Here is a 14,237-nt window from a genome sequence, read left to right as displayed (position 1 = left end):
ACGCCGCTGTCGCCCCTCGATCGGAGCCGCGCAATGAACGTCCCGGGCCGCCGTCTTGCCCTCCTCGCACTCGCCGCGGCTGTCGCCGCGCCGATGACCGCTGTGACGGGCGCCGCTGCATCGCCGCATGCGGCCACGGTGAAGGCAGGCCAGGTCCCCGACTTCCAACGAAGCGAGAGCGGGTTTCACAGCGTTCTCGGCTACGGCGAGGGCGGTCGGACGACGGTGCTCGACCTTGCGACGTTCGAGGCGGGCGGCGCTGTCCCGCCGAGCTTCACCAACCAGGCGGCGCTCTACAACCGGGTGATCGATCGCGAGCCGAACAGCGACGCCGACCTGAGCAACTTCTACAAGGACTCCGACTTCTCCGTGCCGACGGGCGCCGACGTCGAGTCCGTCGAGCATCCGATCGCCGGCGCGACGGTGATCCGCGACAAGAAGTACGACGTCCCGCACATCTACGCCTCGACCCGAAGTGCGGGCATGTACGCCGCGGGCTACGTGAGCGCGGAGGACCGGCTGTTCTTGATGGACGTCCTGCGGCGGATGGCGGAGGGGGAGCAAGCCGGACTGCTCGGCCCGAGCGCGATCGCCAGCGACAGCTCTGCGCTCGGTCAGTTCGACCTCTCGCCCGCCGAACTGACCCACGAGATCAAGCAGGTCGCGAAGCAGGAGGGCAAAGAAGGTCGCGACGCACTGCACGACATCGAGGAGTACGTCGCGGGCATCAACGGCTACATCAAGGCCACGCAGACCGACCCGGCGCTGCTCCCGGCGGAGTACGTCGCGCTCGGCGCCACGCCTCGGCCGTGGACGCTCGCCGACTCGGCCGCCGAGGGCTATCTGCTGATCGCGCAGTTCACGGTTGCTGGTGACGGCGAGCAGTTCCAATCCGACATCCTCGACCGGCTCGAGCACAAGCTCGGCGTCCGACGTGGTCGCGAGGTCTTCGACGACCTGCGTCTGCAGGACGACCCGGACGCCTTCACGACGACGACGGCGAGCTTCCCCAGCGACACCACCGGCAGGCCATCGCGCACCGCGAGTGCGCACATCACTCCGGGTTCGCTGCAGCCGCGCAACGCGGTGGTCAGCATCACGAAGCCGCTGAGCGAGGCGAGCGAGTCCGCGACCGGCGCTGACATGCCCGCCTGGGCTGACCGGCTCGCGCGCACCGGGTTGCAGCTTCCCGACGAAGAGTCCAACGCGCTTCTCGTCGAGGGCAGCCACACCAGAAGCGGTCACCCGATCGCCGCGATGGGTCCGCAGGTCGGCTACTACTCGCCGGAGATCTTCGACGAGTACGAGCTGCACATGCCCGGCATCCAGGCTTCCGGCGTCATCTTCCCGGGCGTGAGCCCGTACCCGCTGATCGGGCACACCAAGTCCTTCGCATGGACCGGCACCACGGCGTTGGGAGACAACGCCGACACTTTCGCCGAGAAGCTGTGCAACCCCGACGGGACGAAGCCGACGTTCGCGTCGACGCACTACGTGTACCGCGGCAAGTGCCGGGCGTTCGAACAGCGAACCGTCGTCGAGCAGACGCCGCTTGCGCCGACCTCGCCGTCGATCCCCGAGACCGTGACGTTGCGCACCGAACGAAGCGTGCACGGACCGGTGGTCGACTACGGCTGGGTCGGGAAGCAACCCGTCGCGCTGACTCGGGCGAGCGCCGTCTATCACCACGGACTGCGAAGCCTGGTCGCCTTCGAGCTGCTGGCGGAGAACAAGGTCCATTCGCCGCAGCAGTTCATCAGCGCGATGCGCCACTACACCGGCAACGAGAACTGGTTTTACGTCTCCAAGTCACACATCGCCTGGTTCGCCAGCGGGTGGTTCCAGCGCCACGCCGCGCACACCAGCCTGCAGCTGCCGGCGTGGGGGACCGGCAAGGACGACTGGGTCGGCTTCAACCCGAAGACCTACTCCTACAAGCGCGAGCCGAACTCCTTCAACGCGTACTCGATCGACCCGGCGCGGGGCTTCCTCGCGTCGTGGAACAACAAGGGCGCCAAAGGCATGGCCGCGTCGCCGGGCACTTGGTCGTGGGGGCAGGTACAGCGCGTCGAGCTCCTCGCCGACCCGGTCGAGCGTGCGATTGCCGCGCATCGCAAGATGACGCTTGCCGACCTGGTCGGCATCGCGGGACGTGCCAGCACCGAAGACCTTCGCGCGCTGAAAGTGCTCCCCGCGATGCTCGACGTGCTCGGTCCGGTCACGGGGCGGCGGGAACGCCAGCTGGTGCGCGACCTGCGCGCGTGGATCCGGACCGGTGCCCATCGGCGCGCGACCGGGGGCCGGTCCTACGACGACCACAGTGCGGCGATCCTGACCTTCGACGGCTGGTGGACCCGGGTGATCCACCGCATCTATGGGCCGGTCCTCGGCTCGACAACCCTCGACGAGATCGCCGATCGGGAAGACCTCGTCCTCGGCCAACCAGCCGTGGCGTCCGGCTTCTTCGACGGCTGGCAGAGCCAGCTGCTCGGCGTATTCCACAAGGTGCTCGGGGTGAACGACCCGTCCAACCCCACGGGCACCTACTGCGGCTCCGGCACGTTGACGAGCTGCCGGCAGGTGCTGCGGCGAGCGCTGGCGAGTGCAGTAGCGGCACTGGTCAAGACGGACGGCGGCAACCCCGCGACGTGGCGCAAGCCCGTGCTGTGTGGCACGAGCTCGCCGACGTGCGACGAGAACCTCCCGACCACGGCCGGTGCGATCAGCACCCCGCCGCAACCCTTCGAGAACCGCGGCACCTTCCACCAGGCGGTAGAGCTCCGATGACCTTCCCTCGGTGATCTTGACGCTTTCGGCCCCATGGCCCACCTATCAGGCCGACAACGTCAAGATCACCGGGGGTTGCGGCCTACAGTCGGCCATATGGCCAATCGCCTTGCGACTGCGACGAGTCCGTATTTGTTGCAGCACAAGGACAATCCGGTCGACTGGTGGCCGTGGTGTGATGATGCGTTCGACGAGGCGAGACGTCGCGACGTACCCGTATTCCTGAGCGTCGGCTATGCGGCATGCCATTGGTGCCACGTCATGGCCCACGAGTCATTCGAGGATGCCGCGACCGCGGCGTATCTCAACGAGCACTTCGTCTCGATCAAGGTGGATCGCGAAGAGCGCCCTGACGTCGACGCCGTGTACATGGAGGCGACCCAGGCGATGACGGGCCAGGGTGGCTGGCCGATGACCGCGATCCTGACTCCTGACGGTGAGCCGTTCTACTGCGGCACCTATTTCCCGCCTACACCGCGCCACGGCATGCCGTCGTTCGGTCAGCTGCTTCGTTCCGTGGTCGACGCGTGGGAGTCGCGTCGCGATGAGGTGCGTACGGCGGCCGCGCAGATCGTCGCCGAGCTGAACCGTCGCGACGGCGCGCCGCCGCAGCGCGGCGTCGGCGTCACCGCGGAAGGACTCGATGCGGCGGCCGCCCGGCTCTCGGAAGACCACGACGACGTCCGAGGCGGCTTCGGCGGGGCGCCCAAGTTCCCGCCGTCGATGGCCCTCGAGTTCTTGCTCCGTCACGCGGCCCGGACCGGCAGCGCGCGCAGTGGCGAGATCGTCGAGAAGACCTGCGAGGCGATGGCACGCGGCGGCATGTACGACCAGCTGGCCGGTGGGTTCGCTCGCTATTCAGTCGACGCCTCGTGGGTCGTGCCGCATTTCGAGAAGATGCTGTACGACAACGCGTTGTTGGCCAGGGTCTATGCGCACTGGTGGCGGCAGACCGGCTCGCCCCTTGCGCGGCGGGTCGCGGTCGAGACCTGCGACTGGATGATCGCCGAGCTGGCGACCGCGGAGGGCGGCTTCGCGTCGTCTCTGGACGCCGACAGCGAAGGCGAAGAGGGCAAGTTCTACGCGTGGACGCCGGACGAGGTCGGGCCGCGCGCGGCCGCGATCTTCGGGGTGAGCGCCGCCGGGACCTTCGAGCACGGCCGTTCGGTGCTTCAGCTGCTCACCGACCCGCCGGATCCGGCGGCGTACGCCGAGGAGCGCGCGCGGTTGCTCGCGATCCGCGCCGAGCGCACTCGCCCCGGACGAGACGACAAGGTGGTCGCGGCGTGGAACGGCCTGGCGATCGCCGCTCTGGCCGAGTGCGGGACGCTGTTCGACAGGGACGACTTCGTCGGTGCGGCGCGCGGCTGCGCGGAGCTGCTGGGGCGGGTTCACGTGGTCGACGGACGGTTGCGCCGGGTGTCGCGCGACGGCACGGTCGGCGCGCCGGCGGGTGTGCTCGAGGACTACGGCGACGTTGCCGAGGGTCTGCTCGCCCTGCACCAGGTCACCGGCGAGGCGGGCTGGTTGTCACTGGCGACGGACCTGCTCGATGTCGCGCTGATCCGGTTCGCCGACGCAGCGGGCGGGTTCTTCGACAGCGCGGACGACGCCGAGCAGCTCGTCCGCCGCCCTCGCGACCCGACTGACGGTGCGACGCCGTCGGGGGCGTCCGCGCTCGCGGGCGCGCTGCTCGCCAGCGCGGCGTTGACCGGCAGCTCGGCGCATCGTGAGGCCGCGGAGCGAATCGTCGGGTCGGCGTCGCAGCTCATCGAGCGGTTTCCGCGATTTGCCGGGGCGTCCGCCGCCGTGGCCGAGGCGCTTCTGGCAGGCCCGCTGGAGATCGCCGTGGTCGAGGCCCCGGACCTCGCGGCCGTCGCGCGTCGTACCACCTCGCCGGGCGCCGTCGTCGTCACCGGCGGGGAGTCGCCGCTGCTCGCCGACCGCCCGCCCGGCGCGGCGTACGTCTGTCGCGGGTTCGTCTGTGACGCGCCCACGTCCGACCCGGCGCAACTGGCCTTGCGGATCGGGGTAGTTACGGTGTAATCCTGTAATCATCTGATGACAGGAGGCAGCGATGTACGACGAGATCGCGGCGTGGTTCGCCGGCCGGTTGCCCGCCGAGTGGTCCGCCGCCGGGCACACGGTCACCGTCGACCGGGAGGAGATCCTCGTCGAGGTGTCGATTCCGGCTCCCGACGCATCGCAGGACGACCGCAGCGTAGCGTCCGGGCGGATCGCCCGCTTCCGTGAGGAGACCCGAGACCAGCGGATCCGCATCGCCCAGGAGGCTGAGCAGCGGTTCGGCCGGAAGGTGAGCTGGGGCGCCCGCTGCGGCGAGGAACACGCAGCGTTCACATCGGTGTCGATGCCCGTGATGACGCGCCTGCGCCAGGCCGAACGGCTCGTCCTCGACACGTTGGTGGACGCCGGCGTCGCGCGTTCGCGCTCCGACGCGCTCGGGTGGTGTGTGCGCCTCGTCGGGCAGCATTCGAACGCCTGGCTCGGCGAGCTTCGGGAGGCGATGCGCGAGGTGCAGCGGCTGCGTGAAGCCGGCCCTGGAGTGGCGACCGGCTGAGGGTTTTGTCTCCGGCGAAAGGAGTGCCGGCCGTCGTAGCGGGCATACATGACGAGCGTTATGCTTAGCCCCCCACCGTGTTACCGGCCGGTGTCCGTGACGTTGCGCACCCCCATTGCGGACGCTTCGGGCGGGAGCAGCGAGTGGCGCAACCCGTAGGAGAGACACGCATGACGATCGCGCCAGTGGTCCCAGGCCTCGATGATGCCCCGACGAGCCACGGCGGGCTGATCGAATGGGTACACGAGGTCGCGGCGCTCACGCAGCCGGACGCGGTCGTGTGGTGCGACGGCTCCGAGGAGGAATGGGACCAGCTCACCCGCCAGCTCGTCGAAGCCGGCACGCTGATCCGCCTCAACCCGAAGCTTCGCCCGAACTCCTTCTACGCCAGGTCGGACCCCGCTGACGTCGCGCGGGTCGAGAGCCGCACCTTCATCTGCTCGGAACGCGAAGAGGACGCCGGACCGACCAACAACTGGGTCGACCCCAGCGAGATGCGCGCCACCTTGGACGGGCTGTTCGCCGGTTGCATGCGCGGACGCACTATGTACGTCGTCCCGTTCTGCATGGGCCCGGTCGGCTCGCCGATCTCCGCGCTCGGCGTCGAGATCACCGACTCGCCGTACGTCGTGATCTCGATGAAGATCATGACGCGCATGGGCAAGGCGGCGTTGGACGCCCTCGGCGAGGACGGCTTCTTCGTACCCGCCGTCCACTCGGTGGGCGCCCCGCTGGAGGCCGGTAAGGCAGACGTGGCGTGGCCGTGCAACGAGCAGAAGTACATCGTGCACTTCCCGGAGAGCCGCGAGATCTGGTCGTACGGCTCGGGGTACGGCGGTAACGCCCTGCTCGGGAAGAAGTGCTATGCGCTGCGGATCGCGAGCGTGATGGCGCGCGACGAGGGCTGGTTCGCCGAGCACATGCTCATCCTCAAGCTGACGTCGCCGACCGGATCCGTGAAGTACATCGCCGCCGCTTTCCCGAGCGCCTGCGGGAAGACCAACCTGGCGATGCTCCAGCCGACGCTGCCCGGCTGGAAGGCCGAGACCGTCGGGGACGACATCTGCTGGATGCGCTTCGGTCCGGACGGCCGGCTGCGCGCGATCAACCCGGAAGCAGGTTTCTTCGGCGTCGCGCCCGGCACCGGCAACTCGACCAACAAGAACGCGATCGACACGTTGTTCGCCAACTGCATCTTCACCAACGTCGCCCTCACCGATGACGGCGACGTGTGGTGGGAGGGCTTGACCGACACCCCGCCGGCGCACCTCATCGACTGGAAGGGCCGCGACTGGACGCCGGAGTCCAGCGAGCCGGCTGCGCACCCCAACGCGCGCTTCACCGCCCCGGCCTCCCAGTGCCCCACCGCTGCGGACGAGTGGGAAGACCCGGCAGGTGTCCCGATCGACGCCATCCTGTTCGGTGGCCGCCGGGCGAGCAGCGTGCCGTTGGTTACCGAGGCCTTCGACTGGGAGCACGGCGTGTTCCTCGCGTCGAACGTTGCCTCCGAAGGCACCGCGGCCGCGGAGAACAAGGTCGGCGAGCTGCGTCGCGACCCGTTCGCGATGCTGCCGTTCTGCGGCTACAACATGGGCGACTACTTCGGGCACTGGCTCAAGACCGGCGCCGCGGCGGACGCGTCCAAGCTGCCGCGGATCTACTTCGTCAACTGGTTCCGCAAGGACAGCGACGGCAAGTACGTCTGGCCGGGCTTCGGTGAGAACAGCCGGGTCCTCAAGTGGATCAGCGAGCGCATCGACGGCAACGCCGAAGCGGTCGACACTCCCATCGGCCGGGTGCCCAGCCGCGAGGCGCTCGACCTCGAAGGTCTCGACCTGACCGACGACCAGCTCGAGGTCCTGCTCACCGTCGACGTGGACGCCTGGCGCGAAGAGGCTGCCTTGGTCCACCCGCACTATGAGCGCTTCGGCAGCCACACCCCACAGGCGTTGTGGGACCAGCTAGCCGCTCTCGAAAGCCGCCTCGGCTGACGAGCGTGGTCGCTAGGACAGCGACCACACCACATCGAGCGTCACCGACACCGGCTGCTTGCCGGCACTGATCGGCACGCTCGCGCTCTTCGCGTCCGCGAACGACTCGTTGTAGAACGGCTGCGGGGGCGTCGTCGTCTGCTCGCTCTCCTTGATCGAGACGACGTCACCGAGCTGTTCGCCGGCCAGGCTCGCGTCCTGAGCCGCGGCAGCCTTCGCCTGGTCGAACGCCTTCTGCCGGGCGGCGTCGATGAGCGTCGAGTCGTCGGCGATGTTGAAAGACAGGCCGTCGATGTCCACCGCGTTGCCCGCCGAGGTCGCGACGGCTGACAGGATCGCGCCGACGTGGCTGAGCGGGTGGATGCTCGCCAATAGCGACTCGCTCGCGTCGTACCCGATGACGCGGCTGTGGTCGTCGTACGCCGGGTCGAGCTCGAGGTCGGTGGTCTGCAGGTCGGACCGTGCGAGTCCCTTGTTGACCAGCGTCGACTCGACCTGGCGCATGTCCGTCGCGACCGCGTCGAGCGCGTCCTGAACCGATGCCTGCCGGCTGTGCACGGTGAGGTTCGCGACCAGCGTGTCGGGAACCCCTTGCACCGTGCCCTGGCCGCTGACCGAGATCGTCTTGGCGGCCGAGGTCGACGCATCCGCGGGCCCACCGCCGGAGTCGGCGATGACGGCGACCGCCGTCGCCGCCGTGACGACGGACAGCAGTGCGATGGCGACGACGCTGACGCGTGAGGTGGTGCGGTTCATGGTCGGTCCTGTTGGTCACGGAGTGTTGCCGATCAGACGTCGCGACCAGGCGCGCGGTTTCATCTGACACCCAACCGGATGAGTCGAACGCGCGGCGAAGCGGCGTAACCTTCGCTGCGTGAACGTGCGCGATCTCGTGTACGGCGTCTACGAACGCCGACTGATCGCGAACCTCTCCGGGGCACCGCGGCCACGCCATGTCGGCGTGATTCTCGACGGCAACCGGCGCTGGGCGAGGGCGGCCGGCGCCGCCGACGTGGCTCGAGGACATCAGGCGGGCGCCGATCACATCACCGACCTGCTCGGCTGGTGCGCTGACGCCGGAGTCGAGGTCGTCACGCTGTGGCTGCTGTCCAACGACAACCTGGCCAGGCCGGCGAGTGAGATCGCTCAGCTGATCGCGATCATCGAGGAGACGGTGCGCGATCTCGCCTCGCCCGCCCAGCCGTGGCGCGTGCATCCGGTCGGGGCCCTCGACCTGCTTCCCGACTCGACGGTGCGGGTGCTGAAGGAGGCCGCGGAAGCGACGCAGGACAAGACCGGGCTGCTCGTGAACGTGGCGATCGGGTACGGCGGTCGTCGTGAGATCACCGACGCGGTGCGCAGCCTGCTGCACGAGCACGCCTCGAAGGGCGCCTCGCTCGAAGAGGTCGCGGAGATCCTCGACGTCGACCACATCGCCGACCACCTCTACACCCGCGGCCAGCCGGATCCCGATCTGGTGATCCGGACGTCGGGCGAGCAGCGGTTGTCGGGCTTCCTGCTGTGGCAGACGGCGCATTCCGAGTTCTACTTCTGCGACGCACTCTGGCCGGACTTCCGCCGCATCGACTTCCTGCGCGCGCTGCGCTCCTACGCCCAGCGTGAGCGTCGGCACGGCGTATAAGGCTGGGTGAACTCACCCGCTCCCGGGCGTGTCGCAGGCGCGGTGAGTCGGTACGAGTCGTACCGTTCGGCCATAGCGGCTGTCCGCCGGTCAGCCGAAGTTCCGGAGGCCACGTGTCCCCAGTCGCGACAACCGCCGCGTCAGCCCCTGCACGGAACTCCTCGACGAAGCGCCGCAAGTCCGCGACTGCCGAACCGCGGCGTGCTTTCGTCCTCGACACCAGCGTCCTGCTCGCCGATCCGTCGGCGATCGGCCGCTTCGCCGAGCACGAGGTCGTCCTGCCGGTGGTCGTGATCACCGAGCTCGAGGCGAAGCGCAACCATCCCGAGCTCGGCTGGTTCGCGCGGCAGTCGCTGCGGCTGCTGGACGATCTGCGGGCGAAGCACGGTCGGCTCGATCAGCCGCTTCCGGTCAACGAGGAGGGCGGCACCCTTCGGGTCGAGCTCAACCACAGTGACGCGTCGGTGCTGCCCCACGGCTTCCGCCAGGGCGGCAACGACGTACGGATCCTGACCGTCGCCGGAAACCTGGCGGCCGAAGGCACCGACGTCGTGCTCGTCAGCAAGGACATGCCGCTGCGGATCAAGGCGGCAAGCATCGGCATCGCGGTGCAGGAGTACCTCGCCGAGCAGGTCGAGTCCGGTTGGACCGGGATGACCGAGCTCGACGTCTCCGGAGATGAGGTCGACGCGCTGTATGCCGCGGACAGCCTCGAGCTCGCCGCCGCGCGTGACCTGCCGTGCCACACCGGCGTCGTGCTGCTGTCGGAACGCGGCTCCGCGCTGGCGCGCGTGACGCCGGACAAGTCGCTGCGGCTGGTGCGTGCCGATCGTGACGCGTTCGGCATCCACGGCCGCAGCGCGGAGCAGCGCATCGCGCTCGACATCCTCATGGATCCCGAGATCGGCATCGTCTCGCTCGGTGGCCGCGCCGGCACCGGCAAGTCGGCGCTCGCGTTGTGCGCCGGTCTTGACGCGGTCCTGGAGAAGCGGCTGCACCGCAAGGTCGTGGTCTTCCGGCCGCTCTACGCGGTCGGCGGCCAGGATCTCGGCTACCTGCCGGGCAGCGAGGCCGAGAAGATGACGCCATGGGGTCAGGCGGTCTTCGACACCCTCGGCGCGCTCGTGCCCGACCACGTCGTCGACGAGGTCATCCACCGGGAGATGCTCGAGGTGCTCCCGCTGACCCACATCCGCGGCCGCAGTCTGCATGACGCGTTCGTCATCGTCGACGAGGCCCAGTCACTCGAACGCGGTGTCCTGCTCACCGTCCTGTCACGCATCGGTCAGAACTCGCGCGTCGTGCTCACCCACGACGTGGCGCAGCGCGACAACCTCCGAGTCGGTCGTCACGACGGCGTGGCTGCGGTCATCGAGGCACTCAAGGGTCACCCGCTCTTCGCCCACGTCACGTTGGTGCGCTCCGAGCGATCCCCGATCGCCGCCCTGGTGACGGAGATGCTCGAAGACCTGGGCGTCTAGCCATGTGCCCCGTCGGGGCGCCGGTTCCGAGGCCGTCAAAGATCGCGTCGAGACCTACGTCGAGACCTACGTAGATTGTCTTTCACTGGCGTCTTCGGGCCGACAACGTCAAGATCACCGAGATTTGTGGGTTGCTAGCGGCCGTGGGGGTAGGCCATGGCGAGTACGTCGAGGGCCTTGTCGAGGTCGGCCTCGCTGACCTTGCCATCGCCGTCTCCGACGAAGCCGAGGTCGAAGACCGCCTGGCGGACCGTCGTCCCGTCGGCGACCGCCTTCTTGACGATCTTGGCGGCGTTCTCGTATCCGATGTAGCCGTTGAGCGGGGTGACGATCGACGGCGAGGACTCGGCGTACTCGCGGCAGCGGTCGACATCGGCGGTCGTGCCGTCGATGCAGCGGTCGGCGAGCAGCCGGGAGCAGTTCGCGATCAACCGGATCGACTCGAGCAGGTTGCGCGCGATGACCGGCAACATGACGTTGAGCTCGAGGTTGCCGGCAGCGCCGCCGAACGCCACGGCTGCATCGTTGCCATAGACCTGCGCGACGATCTGGCAGACCGCCTCGGGAATCACCGGGTTGACCTTGCCGGGCATGATCGACGACCCCGGCTGAAGGTCCGGCAGGTGGAGCTCGCCGAGGCCGGCCCGCGGCCCTGAGGACATCCACCGCAAGTCGTTGGCGAGCTTGTAGAGCCCGGCCGCGATGGTGCGAAGCTGTCCGCTCGCCTCGATCAGCGAGTCACGGGCACCCTGCGCCTCGAAATGGTTGCGGGCCTCGGTCAGCGGAAGCGAGAGGGTCTCGGCGAGTACGCCGATCACCTTCGCGGAGAAGCCGGCGGGCGTGTTGATGCCGGTCCCGACGGCGGTGCCGCCGAGCGGAAGCTCGCCGATCCGCGGCAACGACGCCTCGAGCCGTTCGATCCCGAACCTGACCGCCGCGGCGTACCCGCCGAACTCCTGACCGAGGGTCACCGGCGTGGCATCCATCAGGTGGGTGCGCCCGCTCTTGACCACGTCAGCCCACTCTTCGGCCTTGCGCGACAGGGACGCATCGAGGTGGCGAAGCGCCGGGATCAGGTCGTTGACGATCGAGCGGGCTGCGGCGATGTGGATCGCCGACGGGAAGACGTCGTTGGACGACTGCGACGCGTTGACGTGGTCGTTCGGGTGTACGTCGCGACCGAGCGCTCGGCTGGCCAGCGTGGCGATGACCTCGTTGGTGTTCATGTTGCTCGACGTGCCGGAACCGGTCTGGTAGACGTCGATCGGGAACGCGTCGTCGTGCTTGCCCGCGGCGACCTCGTACGCCGCGTCGGTGATCGCCTTCGCAAGGTCCGCGTCGAGGACGCCGAGCTCGGCGTTGACCTGGGCCGCAGCGCCCTTGATCGCGCCGAGGGCGCCGATCAGGGCGGGGTCGATCGTGACCCCCGACAGCGGGAAGTTCTCCACCGCACGCTGCGTCTGGGCACGCCACAGGGCGGCCTTGGGTACGCGCACGTCCCCCATGGAGTCGTGCTCGATACGGAAGTCGTCGTCATTCATGGTGCCCATTGTCCAATGCCCCGCCGAGCCCAACGAAGTTGGCCACTCAGAGGGGTCTGAGTGGCCAAGAACGTTGGGCTCGACGTTCGAGGTCAGGCGTGGTGCTCGAAGTCGATCGCGGCGTACGCCCGGAGCTTCGTCAGCTGGTGGTCGCTCTTGATCGAACGGATCGTTCCGCTCTTGGAACGCATGACGAGCGAGTGCGTCGTCGCACCGCCGGCGCGGTAGCGGACACCGTCGAGCAGCTCGCCGTCCGTGACGCCGGTCGCGACGAAGAAGACGTTGTCGCCCTGCACGAGGTCATCGGTGCCGAGCACCCGGTCGAGGTCGAGGCCGGCGTCGAGCGCCTTCTTGCGCTCATCGTCGTCGCGTGGCCAGAGCTTGCCGAGGATCACCCCGCCGAGGCACTTCACCGCGCAGGCGGTGATGATGCCCTCCGGGGTTCCCCCGATGCCCAGCAGCAGGTCGGCGCCGGAACCCTCGCGCACCGCGAGGATCGCGCCGGCGACGTCGCCGTCGGTAATGAACTTGATCCGGGCGCCTGCCTCACGAACCTCGCGCACCAGGTTCTCGTGGCGCGGCCGGTCGAGGATGATCACCGTCACGTCTTCTGCGGAACCGCCCTTGGCCTTCGCGACGGCGTTGATGTTGTGCTCGACCGGGGCCTCGATGTCGACGAGGCCTGCGGCGGCCGGACCGGTGACCAGCTTCTCCATGTAGAAGACGGCCGATGGGTCGTACATCGCACCGCGGTCGGCGACCGCCATCACCGCGATCGCGTTGGTCATCCCCTTCGCGGTGAGAGTGGTGCCGTCGATCGGATCGACCGCGACGTCGCACTCCGGGCCGCTGCCGTCGCCGACCTCCTCGCCGTTGTAGAGCATCGGCGCTTCGTCTTTCTCGCCTTCGCCGATGACGACGACGCCGTTCATCGACACGGTCGACACGAGCTGACGCATCGCGTTGACCGCTGCCTGGTCGGCGCCGTTCTTGTCGCCGCGCCCGACCCAGCGACCCGCGGCCATCGCCGCGGCTTCGGTCACCCTGACCAGCTCGAGTGCGAGGTTGCGGTCGGGCCGCTCACCTCCGACTCGAAGTGCCCCCGGGACGTCCGAGTCGTTGCTCATGACCAAATCCTGCCATCTGCCCGGCCGTGCCGACCACCGCAGTCGCGAGTCGCGGCCGCGCCTGGCAGAGTGAGATCCATGCTGGCGTTCGCCAGCGGCGACTTCGCGGTACCGGCCGGCTGGAGGACGGGTGACGGGCGCTCGCAGTACGACGGACCGCAACGTGGGGCGCGCCAGCGCAACGCGGGCGGCTCTGCTCGCTGCCGCACGGGACGCGTTTGCCGCCGGCGGATTCACCGACGCCAACATCACCGACGTGGTCGCGCGCGCGGGAGCGAGCGTCGGCAGCCTCTACCACCACTTCGGCGGCAAGGCCGATCTCTACCTTGCGTTGTTCGAGGACTACCAGGCCAGGCAAGAGCAGCGCACCGCTGACGCGGTCCGACAGTCGCGCGCCCGAGGCGTTGACGATCCGATGCAACTGTGGCTGGCGGGTGCGATGTCCTACCTGCGCGGGTGCTGGGAGGAGCGCGATCTGGCTCGGGTGTTTCTGGACGGCGGCGGTCCGCCCGGCTTCGAGCTGATCGCTCGCCGTCGCTACCGGGAATGGGTGCGCGTCAACGGGATCCTGCTGCGCACCGACGACGAGCCGCTGGGCGAGACCCTCGTCACGGTGCTGACGACGGTGGTCGCTGAGGCCGGTCGCGAAGTGGCGATGCAGGAGACCGAGGAGAGCGCGGTGCGCCTCGCCGCGGAGTTCGTCGAGCTGCTGGGCCGGATCGGGCAGGTCAGCCCAGCCGGCTCACCATCGCCCGCGGTGGACGACGTCGTCGACAGCTAGCCGCCGCGAGCGCAAGTCGCGTCGCGGCGCGTCGGCGGCTTCATGCCCGATACACACGACGCCCACCACGTCGTGATCCTCCGGTACGCCGAACGCCGCGCGGAAGCGCGGGACCGCCTCGGGGGCCATGCCCATGAACAGCGCGCCCAGGCCTTCGTCGACCGCGGCGAGCAGCATCAGCAACGCGACCATTCCGGTGTCGACGTGCCAGTACGGCACGGTCCATCGTGCTTCGTCGCGATCGGTCCACCCTTTGTCCTCGCGCGCGTACCGATCGAGATAGGCCCGTTTGCACGACAGGGTCACCGC

General features: G+C 68.9%; 11 protein-coding genes. 7 read left to right on the top strand and 4 right to left on the bottom strand.

Annotated features, from left to right (window positions below; all coding sequences use genetic code 11):
- The first annotated feature begins 33 nt into the window (after positions 1 to 33).
- The 4 genes from VG899_02355 (at position 34) to VG899_02340 (ending at position 7,356) form a co-directional block, all read left to right on the top strand.
- Positions 34 to 2,787 carry a penicillin acylase family protein gene (locus VG899_02355; GenBank protein ID HWA65196.1) on the top strand — a complete coding sequence of 918 codons (2,754 nt, stop codon included), beginning with the start codon at positions 34 to 36 and terminating at the stop codon, positions 2,785 to 2,787.
- Positions 2,788 to 2,883: 96 nt separating this feature from the next.
- Positions 2,884 to 4,833: a thioredoxin domain-containing protein gene (locus VG899_02350; protein HWA65195.1), complete on the top strand. Its 1,950-nt coding sequence runs from the start codon at positions 2,884 to 2,886 to the stop codon at positions 4,831 to 4,833.
- Between the two features lie 31 nt (positions 4,834 to 4,864).
- Positions 4,865 to 5,365 (top strand): hypothetical protein, encoded by a 501-nt coding sequence (locus VG899_02345; protein HWA65194.1) that lies wholly within the window; start codon positions 4,865 to 4,867, stop codon positions 5,363 to 5,365.
- A 170-nt stretch (positions 5,366 to 5,535) separates the two neighbouring features.
- Positions 5,536 to 7,356, top strand: a complete 1,821-nt coding sequence (locus VG899_02340; GenBank protein ID HWA65193.1) for a phosphoenolpyruvate carboxykinase (GTP) — start codon at positions 5,536 to 5,538, stop codon at positions 7,354 to 7,356.
- A gap of 12 nt (positions 7,357 to 7,368) precedes the next feature.
- Here the strand turns inward: VG899_02340 and VG899_02335 are convergent, their stop codons facing one another.
- Positions 7,369 to 8,112, bottom strand: coding sequence for an SIMPL domain-containing protein (locus tag VG899_02335; GenBank protein ID HWA65192.1), 744 nt, complete (start codon positions 8,110 to 8,112; stop codon positions 7,369 to 7,371).
- A gap of 118 nt (positions 8,113 to 8,230) precedes the next feature.
- Between VG899_02335 and VG899_02330 the strand changes: the two genes are divergently transcribed.
- A complete protein-coding gene (locus tag VG899_02330; protein ID HWA65191.1) occupies positions 8,231 to 8,998 on the top strand; it encodes an isoprenyl transferase in 768 nt (255 codons plus the stop codon).
- A gap of 113 nt (positions 8,999 to 9,111) precedes the next feature.
- The gene (locus tag VG899_02325) at positions 9,112 to 10,479 is read left to right on the top strand and encodes a PhoH family protein (protein ID HWA65190.1); all 1,368 of its coding nucleotides are present in this window, start codon (positions 9,112 to 9,114) and stop codon (positions 10,477 to 10,479) included.
- A gap of 134 nt (positions 10,480 to 10,613) precedes the next feature.
- Here VG899_02325 and VG899_02320 read toward each other — a convergent pair whose 3' ends face one another.
- Positions 10,614 to 12,029 (bottom strand): class II fumarate hydratase, encoded by a 1,416-nt coding sequence (locus VG899_02320; GenBank protein HWA65189.1) that lies wholly within the window; start codon positions 12,027 to 12,029, stop codon positions 10,614 to 10,616.
- Between the two features lie 83 nt (positions 12,030 to 12,112).
- Positions 12,113 to 13,147 carry a class II fructose-bisphosphatase gene (gene glpX / locus VG899_02315; GenBank protein ID HWA65188.1) on the bottom strand — a complete coding sequence of 345 codons (1,035 nt, stop codon included), beginning with the start codon at positions 13,145 to 13,147 and terminating at the stop codon, positions 12,113 to 12,115.
- Between the two features lie 130 nt (positions 13,148 to 13,277).
- On the opposite strand from glpX, the gene VG899_02310 reads away from it, so the two are divergent.
- Positions 13,278 to 13,928: a TetR/AcrR family transcriptional regulator gene (locus tag VG899_02310; GenBank protein ID HWA65187.1), complete on the top strand. Its 651-nt coding sequence runs from the start codon at positions 13,278 to 13,280 to the stop codon at positions 13,926 to 13,928.
- On the opposite strand, the gene VG899_02305 is transcribed toward VG899_02310, so the two are convergent.
- The coding region (locus VG899_02305; protein ID HWA65186.1) for a nitroreductase family protein at positions 13,890 to 14,237 on the bottom strand (348 nt) is incomplete at its 5' end. The two genes, VG899_02310 and VG899_02305, sit on opposite strands and share 39 nt — an antisense overlap.

This window comes from Mycobacteriales bacterium, assembly GCA_035550055.1.
Lineage (GTDB): Bacteria > Actinomycetota > Actinomycetes > JAFAQI01 > JAFAQI01 > DASZTV01.
The sequence above is the reverse complement of the archived record's forward strand: the minus strand, read 5'-3'. Positions and strand labels throughout refer to the sequence as shown.

Excerpts from the sequence above, each read along its gene's own strand:
- VG899_02355 (HWA65196.1), top strand. The coding sequence starts at position 34 with ATGAACGTCCCGGGCCGCCGTCTTGCCCTCCTCGCACTCGCCGCGGCT.
- VG899_02350 (HWA65195.1), top strand. The coding sequence starts at position 2,884 with ATGGCCAATCGCCTTGCGACTGCGACGAGTCCGTATTTGTTGCAGCAC.
- VG899_02345 (HWA65194.1), top strand. The coding sequence starts at position 4,865 with ATGTACGACGAGATCGCGGCGTGGTTCGCCGGCCGGTTGCCCGCCGAG.
- VG899_02340 (HWA65193.1), top strand. The coding sequence starts at position 5,536 with ATGACGATCGCGCCAGTGGTCCCAGGCCTCGATGATGCCCCGACGAGC.
- VG899_02335 (HWA65192.1), bottom strand. The coding sequence starts at position 8,112 with ATGAACCGCACCACCTCACGCGTCAGCGTCGTCGCCATCGCACTGCTG.
- VG899_02320 (HWA65189.1), bottom strand. The coding sequence starts at position 12,029 with ATGGGCACCATGAATGACGACGACTTCCGTATCGAGCACGACTCCATG.
- glpX (HWA65188.1), bottom strand. The coding sequence starts at position 13,147 with ATGAGCAACGACTCGGACGTCCCGGGGGCACTTCGAGTCGGAGGTGAG.